This is a genomic window from Christiangramia crocea (genome assembly GCF_022410465.1).
GTDB lineage: Bacteria > Bacteroidota > Bacteroidia > Flavobacteriales > Flavobacteriaceae > Christiangramia > Christiangramia crocea.
In genome coordinates this window covers 32962-51313 of record NZ_JAJSON010000018.1, presented here as the reverse complement: position 1 = coordinate 51313, position 18352 = coordinate 32962, and the positions used below count along the sequence as shown (strand labels likewise).

The window sequence follows — 18352 nt, the reverse complement described above, 5'->3', positions numbered from 1 at the left end:
TATGTTTAGCAGAGACAGATGGAGTGAAATAATGGAAGCCCTTACTGCAAACTGGTTCAGAACAGTTCTAACTGCTTTTGGGGTGCTCTGGGGGATATTTATACTTGTGATACTACTGGCTGCCGGCAAGGGTCTTGAAAATGGCGTGATGAAGGACTTTGGAGGGATGGCTACCAATAGCATGTTCATGTGGACGCAGGTTGCTTCCAAGCCATATAAAGGTTTGCCCAAGGGGCGTCGTTATAATTTTGAGATCGAAGATGTGGCTGCAATAAAAGAGCAGGTTCCGGCCTTAAGATTTATCTCACCAAGGAATCAGCTTGGCGGTTTTGGAGGAGCAAATAATGTGGTACGCGGACTGAATACCGGAGCTTTCAATGTATATGGAGATTATCCGGAGATCATTCAGCAGGAACCCATGGATATCACTTCCGGAAGGTTTATCAACTATTCAGACATTCAGGATAAGCGGAAGGTAGCCATTATAGGTGAAGGGGTAAAAGCGGCATTATACGATATTGGTGAAGATCCTGTGGGGACCTATATAAAGATCAACGGAGTGAATTTCATGGTTATTGGGACTTACAAGAAGAAAAGCCAGGGTGGAGATGCCGAAGAGGGTCAGAAACAGATCTATGTTCCATTCACTGCTTTTTCCCAGGCCTTTAATATGGGTAACCAGGTGGGCTGGATGGCCATTACCGCAAAGGACGGGTTTCCAATTACAAACCTGAAAAATGAAATAATTGATGTGATAAAGGCCCGTCACACTATACATCCCGAGGACGACCGGGCAGTGGGTCATTTTGATCTGTTTGAAGAATACAGTAAAGTTAATGGGCTATTTGTGGCTCTTAAGGCAGTTGCCTATTTCGTTGGGGTTCTGGTATTACTGTCAGGAATCATCGGTATTAGTAATATCATGCTGATAGTGGTGAAGGAAAGGACCAATGAGATTGGGGTGCGCCGTGCTCTTGGAGCAACTCCCTGGTCCATAAGAGGTCAGATTCTGATGGAATCTGTATTTCTCACGATAGTTTCGGGTATGGCCGGGATCATACTTGCCACAGGAGTTATCTGGTTAGTGAATTTTCAACTCGATCAAATGGACACTTCAGAAATGATGTTTGCCAATCCATCGGTGAACCTTGGAGTGGTGATGATAGCTCTTACAATATTAATAATATCCGGCTTACTGGCCGGCCTTATCCCTGCACAGCATGCCATAAAGGTGAAACCAGTGGATGCCTTGCGAACTGAATAAAAACTGAATAGATAATATAATCAAGAAATGAAAAAATTTGTAACCATCGGAATTTTAGTGCTAATCGCTGTTACCTTTATAGGAGCATTGTACTACCTCTATCAAAAAAATCAGGAAGATCCTGTGGTCTATGAAACCGAGGAGCCTACTGAAAAAACCATTATTAAGAAAACAGTGGCAACCGGAAAGATAGTGCCTAAGGAGGAAGTTCTTATCAAACCTAATATCTCGGGCATTATCGATGAGATCTATATCGAAGCCGGAGACAAGGTAAAATCAGGAGATCTTATTGCCAAGATTCGCGTAATACCTAATGTATCGTCACTACAGAGCGCCAAGGATGCAGTGGCAACGGCCAAAATCAATCTTGATAATGAGAGAAAGGTCTACGAGAGACAGAAAGAACTTTTTGATAAAGGCGTGATTTCGGCAAATGACTTTGATGCTGCCGAGGTTTCATTTAAAAGAGCCGATCAGAATTTTAAATCGGCACAACAGAATTATGAGATCGTTCGTACCGGTACCACCAGTGGCATTGGAAGTGCAGCCAACACTCTTATTCGCTCTACAGTGGAAGGGATGGTTCTGGATGTTCCGGTAAAGACCGGGAATCAGGTGATTGAGAGTAATAACTTTAATGATGGCACTACCATCGCGACTCTGGCTGATGTTAACGAAATGATCTTTGAAGGTAAGGTTGATGAAAGTGAAGTTGGTAAGATAAAAGAAGACCTTCCATTAGAGGTAACCGTGGGAGCTATTGAAAATAAATCTTTCGATGCTGTGCTGGATTATATAGCGCCGAAAGGAGTGGAAGAGAATGGGGCAATTCAGTTTGAAATAAAAGGAAGGCTGGATAAGGCTGATACCACCTTTATCAGAGCAGGGCTTAGTGCAAATGCCTCTATTATTCTTGCCCGTGCCGACAACGTTCTCGCTATTAAAGAAGCTTTGGTGCAGTTTGACCCCGAAACCAAAGAGCCATTCGTGGAGATAATGACAGGTGAGCAGGAATTCAAAAGACAGGATGTGAAGCTTGGTGTGAGTGATGGAATCAATGTGGAAGTGCTGAGCGGAGTAAAAAAAGGAGACAAGATCAAGGTTTGGAACCAGATAAAACCTGCCATGAACATAGCTCAAAACTAGAAAATTTATTCTTTGTGTAACAAGCTCTACACTTTACAGACATATCTTACAGAACAACCATTATGAAGAATTTTAGCTTACTAGCCTTCCTATTGCTTTTTTCCAGCCTTATGAGTGCGCAGGATAAGGAGTGGACCCTTGAAGAGTGTGTTAATTATGCTCTTGAAAATAATATCTCGGTAAAACAGGCTGAACTTGATGTAGAATTTTCAGCTATCGATAAGAGGGATGCTATCGGGAATTTTATTCCAAGTATTAACGGCCAGGCTACCAATTCCTGGAACACAGGTTTAACGCAAAATGTTACTACAGGTATCTTACAAAATCAAACGGTTAGAAACTTTTCGGCAGGATTATCGGCCGGACTTACGCTTTTTGACGGATTGAGGAATTTTAAAGAACTTCAACGAGCACGTATATCCAGGCTGGCCACTGAATATTCACTGGATAAGATGAAAGACGATATTGCACTTTTCGTGGCCGACGCTTATTTGCAGGTTCTTTTCAACAAACAGAACCTGGAGGTTCTTAAGGCTCAGAATGAAGTCACCCAGGAGCAGATAGAAAGAACCCGGGACCTTGTAGAGGCTGGTGTGTTACCGGAAGGGGACCTTTTGGAAATAAGGGCCACCATGGCTGATGAACAGCAAAAAATGATCCTGGCTGAAAACCAGATACAGATATCCCTGATTAGTCTGGCTCAAACTCTGGGGATTAAGGATTATCAGAATTTCGATATAGTTGAAAGGGATTATAACATTTTAGGAAGTGAGATCCTGGACAATTCGGTTTATGATGTGATTGAAAGGGCTAAAGAAGAAAGATCTGAAATCAAGATCGCTGAAGCCAGTAAGGAACTTGCTGAAAAAGATGTGGAACTGGCAAAAGGAGCCTATCTTCCCACCTTGAATGCCTTTTTTAACTATAATACCCGTGCAACGGGGCAGGACCAGGTGGTGGATATAATTCCCGATCCTGATAATCCAACCCGGCAGATAGGTTTTGTAGAAGGGACCAATCAGGCTGTTTTATCTCCAAATACTATTCCTGTACTGGGTTCTCCATTACCGTTTTTTGACCAGTTGTCCAGAAATGATGGATTTAGCTATGGAGTTCAGCTAAATATTCCGGTACTGAATGGTTTTGCAACAAGGAATCAGGTGAAAAGAAATGAAATAGGGGTTCTCCGTGCAGAATACCGACTTGAGCAGGCAGAACTTGATCTGGAGGCGAACGTCTACCAGGCATTTACAGATGCTAAAGGAGCCTTTAAGGCTTACGAAGCGGCCCTTGTAGCCGTGGAGGCCCAGGAAAAGGCCTTTGAATATGCCACTGAACGTTATGATGTTGGACTGACCAATGCCTTCGATTTTAGCCAGGCTAAAGTCAGGTTTGAAAATGCTCAGAGAGAAGTATTACGGGCTAAATATGATTATATATTTAAATTAAAAGTTGTAGAATTATACTTTGGAATTCCGGTGAGGGAATTAAAATTTTAAATAATGAATAAAAAGAAACTTTTCATAATTCTAGCCATCGTAGCAGTACTGATAATCTTGCTGATTGTTGGTAAAAAAGCCGGTTGGTTCGGAAAATCAGGGAATATCAAGGAGGTTGAGATTACTAAAATAGAACCTATAGATATTACTGAAACTGTAGCTGCGACCGGGAAGATACAGCCCGAAATTGAGGTAAAACTTTCTTCGGAAGTTTCAGGAGAGATCATTGAACTGCCTGTTGTTGAGGGGCAGCTTGTTGAGAAGGGTGACCTTTTAGTGCGCATCAATCCCGATATTTATCAGTCTAGCGTTGAACGCGCCAGGGCCAGCTATCAGAATGCCAGGGCCAATCATGCACAGACCCAGGCCAATCTGAAACAGGCTGAAGCCGATTATAACCGGAACAAGACGCTATTTGAAAAGGGGGTGATCTCCAAAGCTGAATGGGATGCCGTGGTTTCAAATTATGAGGTTGCTCAGGCAAATAAGGAATCGGCTTATTACAGCATGCAAAGTACGGCTGCAACGGTTACCGAAGCTCAGGATAATCTTGGGAGGACCAATATCTATGCGCCTATGAGCGGAACCATTTCTAAACTCGATGTAGAGCTCGGTGAGAGGGTAGTGGGAACCCAGCAAATGGCAGGAACTGAAATTTTAAGGGTTGCCAATCTGGACAATATGGAGGTTGAAGTGGATGTGAATGAGAATGACATAGTAAAGGTTACGGTGGGAGATTCTACCATTGTTGAGGTAGATGCCTACCTTGGAAAAGAGTTCAGGGGAATCGTCACCGAAATATCCAATACAGCAGATAACCAGCTTACAACAGACCAGGTAACCAATTTCAAAGTAAAAGTCAGGATCCTCAAGGAATCTTATGAAGAACTTATGGCAGGGAAACCGGAGAATTATTCACCTTTCAGGCCGGGTATGACGGCTACCGTTGATATCATAACCAATAAGCGCAAGGATGTGCTAGGGGTGCCTATCAGTTCTATTGTGATAAAGACTGATACAACGGCTTCCAAAAAATCATTTGTTGCTAAACCAGCCGATGAAGAGGAAGAAAGATTTGAATGTGTTTTTGTAAAAGACGGGGATAAGGCTAAATTGCGCGTCGTGGAAACCGGGATTCAGGATGATTCACATATTGAGATCACCAAAGGTCTCAATGCCGGGGAGATAGTGATCACCGGCCCTTATAACACGGTAACCAAGAGCCTGGATACCGGCGATGAGATTGAAGTGAAAAAAGAAGAAGAGAAAGAAACCGAATAAAAATTAACGATTTGGCTATTATTTTATGTCTTGAGACAGCTACTACCAACTGCTCGGTTGGTATTTCTAAGAACGGCGAATTAATCGCGATCAAAGAAGATAATTCCAAAGGCTATTCACATGCCGAAAAACTACATGTTTTTATAAATGAAATTTTAAAGGAAACCGGTTTTAACGTAGAGGATCTGGATGCCGTTGCAGTGAGTAAGGGACCGGGTTCATATACCGGCTTGAGAATCGGGGTTTCCGCGGCAAAAGGATTGTGCTTTTCCCTGGATATTCCTCTTATTTCGGTTCCAACATTAGACCTTCTGACAAAAAAGCTTGAGGTAGAGGAAAAGGAAGTCATCGTATCAATGCTCGATGCAAGGAGAATGGAAGTTTATTCAGCTGTATATGAATCTGAATTCACTCAGGTGCGCGAAACTAAAGCTGAGGTTCTTGATGAAAATTCTTTTCTCGGGTATCTTGAAAAATCAAAAGTTCATTTCATTGGGAATGGGGTCGCTAAATTTGAGGACATTTGCAAACATCCTAATGCTATTTTTCACAAACAGAAATTCCCTTCAGCAAAGGAAATGGCACAAATAGCTGAGACCAAATACAAAAAAAGCGACACCGAAGATGTCGCCTATTTTGAACCTTATTATTTAAAGGATTTTATCGCAGGATAAATCTGCCTTATTCTGTCTTTTCCTTTTTTTCAACAGTTCCCTTCATTTTGGTTTGATCGTATAGATAAACATCTCTTTGAGGATAAGGAATAGTCATTCCTGCTTCTTCGAGTCTTATTTTTCCTTCTTCGATCATGTACCAGTGGAGGTCCCAGAAAACACTGTTAGGGGCAAAATAACGTACAGAAAAGTTCACGGAACTGTCCCCAAGTTCAGCAACTATGACCTGTGGTGCAGGCTCTTCGAGAATATCTTTTTGCTCTTTTACCATATTGGTAAGTACTTCTTTGGCCTTTTTAATATCGTCATCGTATGAGATTCCGAAACTAAGGTTTTCTCTCCGGGTGTTATTGAAGCTGTAATTGGTGATATTGTCGTTACTAAGTTCTCCATTAGGAATCACTACTCTCTGGTTCCCGAAGGTATCAAGTTTCGTATAGAACAAAGAGATCTCTACAACACTACCTGAAACTCCCTGGGCCTCAATCCAGTCTCCAACCTTGAACGGCTTAAGGACGATTATAAGAACTCCTCCGGCCAGATTAGCAAGTGAACCCTGTAATGCCAGGCCTATAGCCAAACCAGCAGCACCCACTGCAGCTACTAAAGAAGCACTTTCCACACCTAGCTGGGTGATCACCAGAACGAACAGGAGAATTTTAAGTCCCCAGCTGCTGGCATTCACTGTAAATTTTTCGAGAGTGGGATCGTAGTCCTTTCTTTCGAATAAGCGTTTAAGATAATTTACGATTAGCTTAATAACCCATAATCCAACAATAAGGAGAACTATAGCTCCAATAAGTGTTGGTAGGTAATCAATGAACTTATTGGCGTATTCCTTTGCAATAGCGCCCCAGTTGTTCAACTTTTCCATAACTTTTTTCTTAGTTTTTTATTAAGAACTAATTGTAAAAAAATAGAGTTTATTTCCTGTTTAAATTTTGTTAAACTTGTGAGATCTGTTGTATGGCCTCGGTTTTAGAACTTAATGGAAGCTGGCATGAACCATCTTCACATACATAAATCAGCTTCTTGTCTTTTACAAAACGATCCCTAAGCAGGCTTAGATCTGAGGGTGAATCGGTCGCAGCAATTATGGTATTTGGAAGGAATTCTGACTGAAAATCATAGGTGATGTCTGAATAATTTTTTCCGGTTACTGCGATCTCGTAGAAAGGATGTGTGAAATTTAGCATAAGCTCTAACCAGTTGGAATGATATTGAGGGTGTTCAGGGATCTTTTCTCTTAGAGTTTGCAACATATCTTTGGACTTTCTTACATACTCAGGTTTCCCGATCAGTTTTCCAAGTTTGAAGAGGTTCTTTGCCATAACTGAATTGGATGCAGGGATCACATTATCGCTTATCTCAATGGTTTTTGTGACCAGTTCTCTGTCCTTTTTTGAGGTGAAAAAGAACAATCCGGATTCGGAATCCTCAAAATCTTCAAAGACGATCTCTGTTAATTTCACGCAGCGTTCAAGAAACTCAGCCTCGAAGGTAGTTTCATATAAGTTTAAGAATGCCTCTATGGTAAAGGCATAATCTTCCAGATATCCATTTATGGTACTTTTTCCGTTCTTGTAGGTATGTAATAACATACCATTCTCTTGAGATTGTTCATTGAGAATGAATTCAGCGTTCTTTTTTGCAGCTTCTATATGTTTCTTTTGCTGGAAAGTTTTGTAGGCTTCTGTATAACCGGTTATCATCATGGCATTCCATGACGTAAGTGATTTGTCATCAAGTCCCGGTTTTTTTCTCTTTTTCCTTGCAGCCCTTAATTTATTATGCCAGGTTTCCCTTTTTTTGTTTAGTTCTTCTTCTGAAATACCGAACTGGGTTGAAATTTCATTCAGCGTTTTTGTTCTTATCAGGACATACTTGTTCGCTTCCCACTTTCCGTAGTTATTAATGTTGTAGAAGTCGGAAAATAATTCGAAATCCTCCGGAAGAATTGATTTTAACTCTTCTTTGGTCCATACATAATAAGCTCCTTCTTCTTTATTCCCTTTTTCATCTTCACTGTCGGCATCCAGTGCTGAATAAAATGCACCTGAGGGATCGGTCATTTCTGAATGGATAAAATCAAGTGTGCGTTCCACCACTTCCCTGAACCATTCATTTTTGGTGATCTTATAGGCTTTTGAGTAGAGTTGTACAAGCTGAGCATTGTCATAAAGCATTTTTTCGAAATGCGGAACATGCCATTTTTCATCAACAGAATAACGGGAAAAGCCACCTTCAACCGGATCGAATACGCCGCCCCACGAGATCTTATTGAGGGTATGAAGGCAATGGTCCATTAGTTTTTTATCTGAATTCTGAAAGGCATACCTTATAAGGAACTCGTAGTTGTTTGGCATCATAAATTTAGGGGCACCCTTGTTTCCACCATTCTGAAGGTCGAAGGAACGATTCCATTTTTCCAGTAAGGGATTGAAGAAATCCTTTTGAAAATCTTCTTCCTGAGATGAAGGTTGAATTATCTGGATCTGCTTGAGGCCGGATTCCAGTTTTGATGCGTATTCTTCCAGTTTTTCCGGCTGGGTTTTGTAAAGATGTGCTATTTGTTGTAAAGCATTTTTCCACTGTTCTTTTCTGAAATAAGTTCCGCCCCAAACCGGGCGGCCATCTGGGAGGGCCACAACATTCATGGGCCATCCTCCCATCCCGGTCATTACCTGCACGGCATTCATATATACCTGGTCTATATCTGGTCTTTCTTCTCTGTCGACTTTGATGCAGATATAGTTTGAATTCATCACCTTAGCAACCTCTTCATCTTCAAAGCTCTCATGTTCCATAACATGACACCAGTGACATGCCGAATAGCCTACACTTATCAGCAATAATTTGTTATTTTCTTTCGCCAGATCCAGACTTGCATCATTCCAGGCTTGCCAGTTTACCGGATTATGAGCATGCTGAAGTAAATATGGGCTGCTTTCGTTGATTAGATCATTTGTATATTTTGGTTCTTTCATCATCTACTTTTTTTGAATTTCAGGTCTGGATTACCCAAAAAGCTTGATTTTATGGATATTTTAAAAGTACTAATTATAGAAGATGAAAGGGAATTCGTATTATTAATCTTTTAATAACTTTATGTTTCAAGCTGATTATTATTAAAATAACACATTTTACTGGTTAGAAATTAATCTGTCTATGGAAGATATTTACATAGTAATGTTAGTGGCATTATTTGCCCTGGCGATTACCGATCTGGTAGTGGGAGTGAGTAATGACGCTATCAATTTTCTGAATTCTGCCATAGGCTCCAGGGCAGTCTCATTGCGCACCATAATGATTGTTGCCAGTTTAGGTGTTACAGTGGGAGCCATCTTTTCAAGCGGACTTATGGAAGTAGCCAGAAAGGGCATATTTCTTCCGGGAGAGTTCTATTTTGATGAGATCATGATCATCTTTATGGCAGTGATGCTCACCGACGTACTGTTGCTGGACTTCTTTAATTCCCTGGGTTTACCCACTTCAACCACCGTTTCTATTGTATTCGAATTATTAGGAGCAGCGGTATGTATGGCTGCGATTAAGATTTATACTCAAACTGACGGAGGTCTTTCAACCTTAACCGGTTATATAAATACAGCAAAAGCCACTGAGATCATTATAGGTATTTTAATGGCTGTGGTGATCGCATTCGTGATAGGGGCTATGGTACAATATATTTCCCGGCTTGTATTCTCTTTCCAGTTTGAGAAGAAGATCAGGTATGTAGGAGCGGTCTTTGGCGGCTTTTCCCTTACTGCGATCCTTTATTTTATTCTTATTAAAGGGATGAAGAGTGTGCCATATATCTCAGACTCCATGGTGGCATATATAAATGCAAATACTTTTATTATCGTGCTGATAGGTTTTTTGGTCTTTACTGCAATTTCGCAGTTTATAATGAGTGTTCTGAAATACAATATTCTCCGGACGATAATTATCATAGGAACTTTTGCTCTTGCGCTTGCCTTTGCGGGGAATGACCTTGTGAATTTTATTGGTGTGCCTATTGCGGCCTGGCAGTCTTTTGGTCTCTGGCAGAGTGCTCATGAAGCTACAGGAGCAATGCCTTCAGAGTTTTTGATGACCGGTCTGGCAGGAAGTGTCCCCACTCCTGAAATTCTGCTGATCGCAGCCGGGGGAGTAATGGTGGTCACCTTATGGTTTTCTAGTAAGGCACGTTCAGTGGTTGACACCGGGATCAATTTATCGAGACAGGGAGAAGGGGTGGAGAGATTTGAACCCAACTGGCTTTCCAGAGGTCTGGTTAGATATGCTATTTTATTCGGAAATGCGATTACAACAGTTCTTCCGGAGCGCTTTAAATCGAAAATCGAGAAGAAGTTTAATAAACCTTCCTCTCATTTAAGAAGCAAAAGGTTTGATGCTCCTGCCTTTGATATGGTTAGAGCTTCCGTGAATCTTGTTGTGGCCAGTGTACTAATCTCTATTGGGACGAACATGAAATTGCCACTTTCAACTACCTATGTGACCTTTATGGTTGCAATGGGAACATCTCTAGCTGACAGGGCCTGGGATCGGGAAAGTGCCGTGTACAGGGTTGCAGGGGTGTTAAATGTGGTTGGCGGATGGTTTGTTACCGCTCTCGTGGCTTTCACTGCTGCCGCTGTCTTCGCAGCTGTGATTTTTTACGGTGGTACCATCGCTTTGGTAGTACTTATTATCGTTGCACTTACTGTTGTTGTAAGAAGTGGGGTTTTGCATTCCCGGAAGGCCCGTGTGGAGAGGAGTAGTAAAAAGTTCAAAAAGAGTGATATCATTAGCATAAATGAGATCACCTCCGAAACCTCAGAGAATATCTCAAAGGTGATTGGCGGGATCAATAAGATGTATTCCCATACCGTAGACCACTTAGGGTATTACGATCTCGGGAAATTAAAAAAGAGTTACAAGAAGATTGAGAAGCTTGAAGCAGAGGTGGACGAGCTAAAGGATAATATTTTCTATTTTATAAAAGCTCTGGATGAGGATTCGGTTGAAGCCAGTAAATTCTATATTCTTACGCTGGATTATCTTCAGGATATGGTGCAGTCAATTGGTTTTATTACAAGGAACAGTTACAATCATGTACATAATAATCACAAGAATCTAAAATTCAACCAAATCAGGGATCTTAAGAAAGTAGATGATAAGATGCAGATCCTTTTTGAAGAAATCACCAAAACTTTTGATAACCATGAATTCGGAAATATAGACAATCTCCTGGCTGAAAAACAGGAATTGCTTGATTATGTAAGCGACCTCATACAAAAACAGATCACACGAATTCGAACTTCGGAATCAAGCCCTAAGAATACAAAATTGTATTTCGGGATTTTGCTCGAAACCAAAGATCTTATTGGCTCTACAATGAATTTATTACAATTGTTTCAGGAATTTTATAACGAAGCAAGAGCAACCACCTATTAATAAAAAGAGGCTGACTAAAAAGCCTTTTACTCATCATTGCGAGGAACGAAGCAATCTTTACATGATTGGTAATCAACAGACAGATTACTTCACTTCTTTCGTAATGACGCCTCACTTTACTTTTTAGACAGCCTCTTTTTTAACCGTTTATAGCTTCAACATATTCTACCTTGTCCCTTAGCATATCTCTCAACATGGTCTCTATTCCGCTCTTTAGGGTCATTGTAGATGATGGGCAGCCGCTACATGCTCCCTGAAGAATTACCTTTACCGTTTTATTGTCGGGATTATAGCTTTCAAATAAGATATTTCCTCCATCACTGGCAACTGCAGGTTTGATGTATTCATCCAGGATAGCAACGATCTGTTGTGAAGTATCATCAAGATTTTCGATGTCGGGTCTGTTGTTTTGCGAATCGGCTGACGCTTCATTAGATTTTGAGGTCTGCACATATTCTTCTGTTACAACCTCATTGCCTTCCTCCAGATGATTTCTTATAAATTCCCTTAATTCAAGGGTAATCTCTTCCCATCCGGCCATATCGTATTTCTGGATAGATACATAATTCTCATCAATAAAGACCTCCTTTACAAAAGGGAAATGAAACAACTTCTGTGCAAGCGGAGCATTACTGGCCTCGTCTATATTCTTGAATTCGGAAGACTGCAATACCAGTTTCTTGTTGGCAACGAACTTCATCACAGCGGGATTTGGAGTGCTTTCCGCATACACTGTAACAGGAACTTTTCCCTGTTTGTTCTCTGCTTCTTTGATCACGGTTCCACCCTTATTGAGGTAAGATTCTATCTGTTCCGCAACTTCTTCCTGCACCTCTGCCCAGTCTACGATATCATATTTTTCGATCGCAACAAAATTCTGTGCGATATAAACCGTTTTAACAAAAGGGAGATAGAATAACTGTTGTGCCAGCGGTGATTTTGCCGCCTCATCTATATTCTTGAATTCAAAATTCTCGTGGCGGGTTAGAAATTTGTTAGCCTCAAATTTTACAATCGCAGGCGTGGTGGTTGGAACAATATTTATGGTAAACTCTTTCATCACAAAATTTTAGGCAAAAATACTAAAGAAAATCAAGGTATTGCATATATTTACTGGCTTTATGGTAAGTAGGACCGTTTATAATGAATGCCGGGGCTGGCATTCGAATTTCAAAATATATCTTGGGGGTTTATTGATAGCAATATTCTTTAATATTCCTATAGTAAAGGCCCAGGAGGTCATTCCTACTTATTCCGATTATCTCACCGATAATCTTTACCTCATCCACCCATCAATGGCTGGAGCTTCCAATTATGATCAGCTAAGATTAACGGCAAGACGCCAGTGGTTCGACGTGGAGAAAGCCCCGAACTTACAAACGCTGGCATACAATTCCAGACTTGGAGAGAAAATTGGAGTGGGAGGTATCCTCTTCAGGGATGAGAATGGAAATTTTTCCAAACTCGGTGCATATGGAACTTTTGCCTACCATTTGATGTTTTCCCGGAGTACGGCAGATCTTAATCAGTTGTCATTCGGAATTAGCGCCGGTGTTATCCAGCACAGGCTGGACGAGAGTGGCTTTTCAAGATTCGATCCACTTTTAGGGAATAACACTACCGATATTTTCGCAAATATTGATCTGGGGATTTCTTATTATGTAAGGGATCTTTATTTTCATCTTGCCGCAAAGAATATTCTGTCCGTCAGCCGGGAACTCTTTTTTTCTGACGCTGTTCCCGGCAATATGCGAAAGTATCTGTTCTCGGCAGGTTATGTTTTTGAACTCAATGCTAACGATCCCTGGAGCTATGAGCCATCTGTTCTTTTTCAGGCACGCGAAGCGACCAATGAAAAGGCCATTGATGCGAATTTCAAGGCATATTATGAGCTTGAATATGGAAATCTTTGGGGCGGACTTTCTTATAGAAATAGTTTCGAGGGAGCGGAATACACTACAGATGGGGAGGAAGTGAAGAATCAGCAACTACGATATATCACTCCATTTGTAGGAGTAGATTATAAAAAGTTCATTTTTGGATATACCTTCAGTTACCAGCTAAATTCTCTGGTATTAAGTAATAGCGGTTTTCATCAGATCACTCTTGGTTATAACTTTGGAGAGAGCAGGGAGCGTTACGACTGTAATTGTCCGGCGATCAATAATTAGAAATCAAGATAAGATACTTCGTAATTATTTTCCTTGGCCTGGATAATATCTGATAGAACTCGCGGATCTATATTGGTAAAGAACTTTGGCCTTTCCTTAGTGATTTTTTCCGGATTCAATAGCTTGTTTTTTTCAAGTACAGACCTGGTTTGTCTTGCTACTGCCTCTCCGGAATCTATGATAGTTACGCCTCCTGGAAGAATCTTTTTTAGTAATGGGATAAGGTAAGGATAGTGGCTGCATCCCAAAACAAGATAGTCGATGCCGGCCCGGAGCATTGGTGCCAGTAACTTTTCAAGAAGTTGCCGGGTTTCCGGTGCATCCTTTTTTCCACTCTCAATAAGCTCCACAAGACCATTGCCTTCAACCTCTATTACATTTATGTCCCGGGTATATAATTCTGAGGTCTGGGCAAAAAGCTCACTTGTAAGCGTTCCCCGTGTAGCCAGGATGCCAACGGCTTTATTGGCACTTTTAAGCGCGGCAGGCTTAATTGCCGGCTCTATTCCAATGAAAGGCACGTCATAGGATGACCGTAGTATTTTAATGGCATTGGTGGTGGCGGTATTACAGGCCACAACGATAAGCTTGGAGCCCATTTCCAGCAGCTTTTCAGTATTTTTTACAGAAAGACTGATAATCTCTTCCTGTGTCTTTATACCATAAGGAGCATTTTTACTATCTGAAAGATAGATGGTGTGTTCATTAGGCAGCAGCTGGTGGATCTCTTTCCAGATGGAAGTGCCGCCAACTCCTGAATCAAAAATACCAATAGGTCCGGGATCGCTCATATATGTGCAAAAATAAAAACTGCGTACAAGAGTACGCAGTTTTTTAATTTTATTTATGAGGGGGTATAATTACATTCCTAGCTCTTTCTTTACATCTGGCATCAGGTCATAACCATCTGCTAAAAGTACACCTGTACCTGTAGTGGAGTCTAATACGTAATCGTATCCTTTGTCTCTTGCTACTTTCTGAATGGCAGTACGTACTTTTTCAAGAATAGGTCTTAAAAGATCATTTTCTTTCTTCTGAAGATCCTGTCTTGCTTTGGCACTGTGCTCCTGAATTCTTCTTTGTGCTGCCTGAAGTTCAGTAGCTCTCTTTTGATTTTCCTCCTCAGACTTTGTATTAGCTTCTGCTTCGTAACGCTGCATTGTACTCTGAGCTTCAGATAACATATCTTTTATCTCGGCATCATAAGTCTTTTCCAGTTTTTGAAGCTGGTCCATTGCGCTCTTATATTCGGGCAGCGTTTGTACAAGCTCCTGAGTAGCGATATGGGCAACTTTAGACTGTGCATTTGTAAAAGCAGTAGCGCCAATCATTAAAGCTAAAGCTATAAAAAGTGTTCTGAATTGTTTCATTTTAATCGTCGTTAAGTTTAAGGTTTAAAAAATTTAGTTTATTGTATCGTTCTTCTTTTCTCTTGCTTTTAAGATGGAATCTCTTTTCCTTTCTCTTTCTGCAAGAATCTTTTGTCTTCTTTCTTCGAATTCTTTTTGTCTGGCAGCTTTTATTGAATCTCTTTCCCTTTTCTTCTCCTCAATATATGCTTCTCTTTCATTTTTTCTTTCTTCCACCAGTCGCTCTCTTTCGGTTATGGCATCTTCCTGTTCAGGAGTTCGTTCTTCGGCTTTCTCCATTTCAGTGATTTCTTCTTTGCTTTCAAGCTGCTCGCGATTTGCTGTTCTCTTGATCGTTCTAAGAACCAGTTCGCTTACATCATACTGTTGGTCTGCATAGATCATTCCAATATCGGCCGTACGGTCAAAAACGAAATCAAGGTTACGGTTTTCGGCTATTTGTTGAACTGCACTAAAAACCTGATCCTGGATTGGCCTTACCAGTTGTTTTTTCTGGATGATATAATCTCCATTAGGGCCGAACCTGTTTTGCTGATATTCCAGTGCCTGTTGCTCCATATAGGAAATTTCTTCCTCCCGTTCTTCAATAAGTTCTTTGGTAAGAAGTGCTCTTTCATTATCCAGGCTGTTCCTCATTTCCTTCACCTTTCTCATTCTGGTCTCGGCTTCAGCCTTCCATTCCTGGACCCTGTTTTCAAGTTGCTGAGTGGCTTCCTGGTATTCGGGAACGTTTTCAAGAATATATTCCATATCAATATAACCCAGCCTGATACTTTTTTGGGCCACGACCGAAGTAAGGCTGATGGCTAAAATTGCTACTATGGAAAATATTCTTTTTTTCATTCTAAATCGAATATAGAAAATATCATGCCAAATTAAAATTGCTGGCCAATGATAAAGTGTGTTTCCCATCCATTTGGACCCTGTTGACCTACTATTGGGTCGAATCCATATCCAAAATCAATTCCCAGTAATCCGAAGGTAGGCATAAAAATTCTTAATCCCACACCTGCAGATCTACTTAACTGAAACGGATTGTAATCCCGAAAGTTGTCATAAGAGGCACCTGCCTCTAAAAATGACAGTGCATAGATAGAAGCAGCTGGCTTTAAAGTTATCGGGAACCTTAATTCCAAAGAATATTTGTTGTAAATAACTGCTCCATCATCCCTGGAGTTTGCCGGTCTGTCTATAGGTACAATTGACTGATTCGGGTAACCTCTTAACTGAATGGTTTCTCGTCCATCCAAGCTATAGGCGCCAAGGCCATCACCACCCACATAGAAACGCTCAAAAGGAGGTACTCCTCTTGCGCTGTTATAGGATCCAAGGAAACCATATTCAGCATGTGTTCTCAAAACAAGGTTGCTACTCGGTCCAAAGCTTGCCAGATTAGTGTACCAGGTTCCGGCGAATTTAACCTTATAGAACTCCAGCCAGTTGTATTTCTTCTGATCTACCTTTTGAGTATCCGGAACAGAGTTCTCAGGACTTACCCTGTTGCCATTATTATCAATCAGGTTTCCGTTTTCATCTCTCAGCTGGTACTCATCAAGATTCTCAAGGTTTTCATAGTCCACCCCATTCCACAAGGAGTAGGGAGGTGTTAATTTTGCTGTAAATGCAAATTTCGAACCTCCTGTAGGGAAGATCGGGTTTATATAGGTGTTATCCCTGGTTATGCCTAACTGATAGTAAAGGTTATTAGAGAATCCATTTCCAAAGGTGAATAAACCGGTGTTATAATTGTTTAGATCATAACGCTGGAATCCAACAGAGTTAGAAACTGTTACGAACTGGTCTGGAGACGTCAGTCTTTTTGCAAGACCAACGCTTACACCAAGAATGTCGAAACTCCGGCTTTTGTCGGCTTCCCTGTTTATATAATCGAACAGGAACTGTCTTGTGTAGCTAAAAGAAGTGGAAAGACTCACCGGTCTTTTTCCTCCCAGCCATGGTTCCCTGAATGATAGACTGTAAGTTTGGTAGAACGTACTTGCCTGAGCTCTTAATGATAAGGTTTGTCCGTCTCCCATCGGAATCGGCTGGTAAGCATCTTTGTCAAAAAGCCCCTGGATAGAGAAATTGTTAAAAGATAGTCCCAGGGTACCTATGAAGCCTCCGCCTCCATAACCTCCCTGCAGTTCAATCTGGCTGGATCCGGATTCTACCACGGGATATTCAAGGCTAAGCGTTCCTGCCTGCGGATCTGGTTCTATGAATTTTGGTTCCAGCTGTTCCGCGTCAAAGAACCCTAACTGACCAAGTTCCCTAACAGTAGCTACCACAGCTTCCTGACTGTATTTCTGGCCGGGTTTTGTTCTCATTTCCCGGTAAATCACATGATCTTTGGTCTTTTCGTTTCCTGTAACCCTTATCTCATCGAAATAGGCTTCCTTACCTTCAACGATCCTTATTTCAAAATCGATGGTGTCATTATAGACATTGGTTTCAACAAGATCGATATTAGAGAAAAGATAACCGTTGTTCTGATAAAGATTTGCTACCGAAGTTTTGTTGGGTTCTCTTCCCATTACACGTTCCTCGATAAGAACACCATTATATATGTCACCTTTGTTAAGGCCAAGTACTCTGTCCAGAGTTGCATCGGTATATGCCGAATTTCCAAGAAAATCTATATTTCCAACATAGTACTGGTTCCCTTCTTCTATTTTAAGCTCCAGTGCGATAGTCTCTTCATCCTTTTTTATAAGCGTGTCTGAAGTGATCCGGGCATCTCTGTAGCCTAGTTCTTTGTATTTGTCAATAACTGCTTCCCTGTCCTCCTGATAATCTGATCTAACAAACTTGGAGCGTTTCCAGAAACGGAACAGGTTCTTTTGTTTTGTGTTCTTCATTTGTCGTCTAAGCTTTCCTTCCGAAAGCTTTTCGTTACCAATGAATTCTATATCTGAGATCTTTACGCGATCCCCGGTATTAACATCTACCACCATATTTACTTTATTGGAGGCGGTACCCGTCGTGTCGGTAAATTCAGAAGTCCTTATAGCAACTTTTGCATTAAAATAGCCTTCTTTTCTATACTTGTTCTCGATATAATTCTTTGTGGTGGTAAGAAGGTTTTCTGTGACCTTGACGCCAGACTTAAGATTGTTCTCATCGATAAGCTCATCTCTTTTGCTCTTTTTTTTCAGGCCGGTGAACTTAACCTGATTAAGAACGGGAACTTCCCTGATCTCAAGTTCGAGATCCGCAACATTCCCTTCCACATTGGTGATGTAGAAATTGATGTCGCTAAATAGATCAAGCTCCCATAATTTTTTGATAATCGAACTTAATTTATCACCGGGAATATATATTTCATCTCCCTCCTTTAAGCCAGTATAAGCTATAACGGTGCTTTCGTTATAGGTAGTTGTCCCTGTGACCTTGATGTCGCCTATGGTATATTTTTTTGAATCTCCGAGGGGTAGGTCCTGTGCTTTTGCAGCTATACTGAATATGAAACAAATCGCAAAGAGTGTAAATATCTTTTTTGTCATGGATG

The 18352-nt window shown here is 41.0% G+C and carries 14 protein-coding genes; 7 read left to right on the top strand and 7 right to left on the bottom strand.

The genetic code is table 11. From position 1 onward, the window contains the following. Window position 1: 1 nt before the first annotated feature. The 5 genes from LU635_RS07775 (at window position 2) to tsaB (ending at window position 5864) form a co-directional block, all read left to right on the top strand. Window positions 2-1264, top strand: coding sequence for an ABC transporter permease (locus LU635_RS07775; RefSeq protein ID WP_240097864.1), 1263 nt, complete (start codon window positions 2-4; stop codon window positions 1262-1264). 27 nt (window positions 1265-1291) lie between these two features. After that, window positions 1292-2410: an efflux RND transporter periplasmic adaptor subunit gene (locus LU635_RS07770; RefSeq protein WP_240097862.1), complete on the top strand. Its 1119-nt coding sequence runs from the start codon at window positions 1292-1294 to the stop codon at window positions 2408-2410. A gap of 62 nt (window positions 2411-2472) precedes the next feature. Further along, window positions 2473-3909 carry a TolC family protein gene (locus tag LU635_RS07765; protein WP_240097860.1) on the top strand — a complete coding sequence of 479 codons (1437 nt, stop codon included), beginning with the start codon at window positions 2473-2475 and terminating at the stop codon, window positions 3907-3909. Window positions 3910-3912: 3 nt separating this feature from the next. Beyond that, window positions 3913-5190 carry an efflux RND transporter periplasmic adaptor subunit gene (locus LU635_RS07760; RefSeq protein ID WP_240097859.1) on the top strand — a complete coding sequence of 426 codons (1278 nt, stop codon included), beginning with the start codon at window positions 3913-3915 and terminating at the stop codon, window positions 5188-5190. 11 nt (window positions 5191-5201) lie between these two features. Beyond that, the gene (gene tsaB / locus LU635_RS07755; RefSeq protein ID WP_240097857.1) at window positions 5202-5864 is read left to right on the top strand and encodes a tRNA (adenosine(37)-N6)-threonylcarbamoyltransferase complex dimerization subunit type 1 TsaB; all 663 of its coding nucleotides are present in this window, start codon (window positions 5202-5204) and stop codon (window positions 5862-5864) included. Window positions 5865-5871: 7 nt separating this feature from the next. Here the strand turns inward: tsaB and LU635_RS07750 are convergent, their stop codons facing one another. Together LU635_RS07750 and LU635_RS07745 are read right to left on the bottom strand one after the other, a co-directional pair. Beyond that, window positions 5872-6738: a mechanosensitive ion channel family protein gene (locus LU635_RS07750; protein WP_240097855.1), complete on the bottom strand. Its 867-nt coding sequence runs from the start codon at window positions 6736-6738 to the stop codon at window positions 5872-5874. Window positions 6739-6808: 70 nt separating this feature from the next. Continuing rightward, window positions 6809-8854 (bottom strand): thioredoxin domain-containing protein, encoded by a 2046-nt coding sequence (locus tag LU635_RS07745; protein ID WP_341482120.1) that lies wholly within the window; start codon window positions 8852-8854, stop codon window positions 6809-6811. Window positions 8855-9032: 178 nt separating this feature from the next. Here LU635_RS07745 and LU635_RS07740 point away from each other — a divergent pair, with 178 nt between their 5' ends. Next, on the top strand, window positions 9033-11303 hold the full coding sequence (locus tag LU635_RS07740) for an inorganic phosphate transporter (protein ID WP_240097853.1): 2271 nt from the start codon (window positions 9033-9035) through the stop codon (window positions 11301-11303). Window positions 11304-11442: 139 nt separating this feature from the next. Here LU635_RS07740 and LU635_RS07735 read toward each other — a convergent pair whose 3' ends face one another. Beyond that, window positions 11443-12363 carry a NifU family protein gene (locus tag LU635_RS07735; protein ID WP_240097851.1) on the bottom strand — a complete coding sequence of 307 codons (921 nt, stop codon included), beginning with the start codon at window positions 12361-12363 and terminating at the stop codon, window positions 11443-11445. A 61-nt stretch (window positions 12364-12424) separates the two neighbouring features. Between LU635_RS07735 and LU635_RS07730 the strand changes: the two genes are divergently transcribed. Further along, a complete protein-coding gene (locus LU635_RS07730) occupies window positions 12425-13474 on the top strand; it encodes a PorP/SprF family type IX secretion system membrane protein (protein WP_240097849.1) in 1050 nt (349 codons plus the stop codon). On the opposite strand, the gene murI is transcribed toward LU635_RS07730, so the two are convergent. The 4 genes from murI to bamA form a co-directional block, all read right to left on the bottom strand. Beyond that, complete coding sequence (murI, locus tag LU635_RS07725) at window positions 13471-14265, bottom strand: glutamate racemase (RefSeq protein ID WP_240097848.1); 795 nt, start codon at window positions 14263-14265, stop codon at window positions 13471-13473. The two genes, LU635_RS07730 and murI, sit on opposite strands and share 4 nt — an antisense overlap. A 69-nt stretch (window positions 14266-14334) precedes the next feature. Beyond that, window positions 14335-14844 carry an OmpH/Skp family outer membrane protein gene (locus LU635_RS07720; RefSeq protein ID WP_240097846.1) on the bottom strand — a complete coding sequence of 170 codons (510 nt, stop codon included), beginning with the start codon at window positions 14842-14844 and terminating at the stop codon, window positions 14335-14337. A 33-nt stretch (window positions 14845-14877) separates the two neighbouring features. Beyond that, window positions 14878-15687 (bottom strand): OmpH/Skp family outer membrane protein, encoded by an 810-nt coding sequence (locus LU635_RS07715; protein ID WP_240097843.1) that lies wholly within the window; start codon window positions 15685-15687, stop codon window positions 14878-14880. 32 nt (window positions 15688-15719) lie between these two features. Then, window positions 15720-18347 carry an outer membrane protein assembly factor BamA gene (gene bamA / locus LU635_RS07710; protein ID WP_240097841.1) on the bottom strand — a complete coding sequence of 876 codons (2628 nt, stop codon included), beginning with the start codon at window positions 18345-18347 and terminating at the stop codon, window positions 15720-15722. Window positions 18348-18352: the final 5 nt, after the last annotated feature.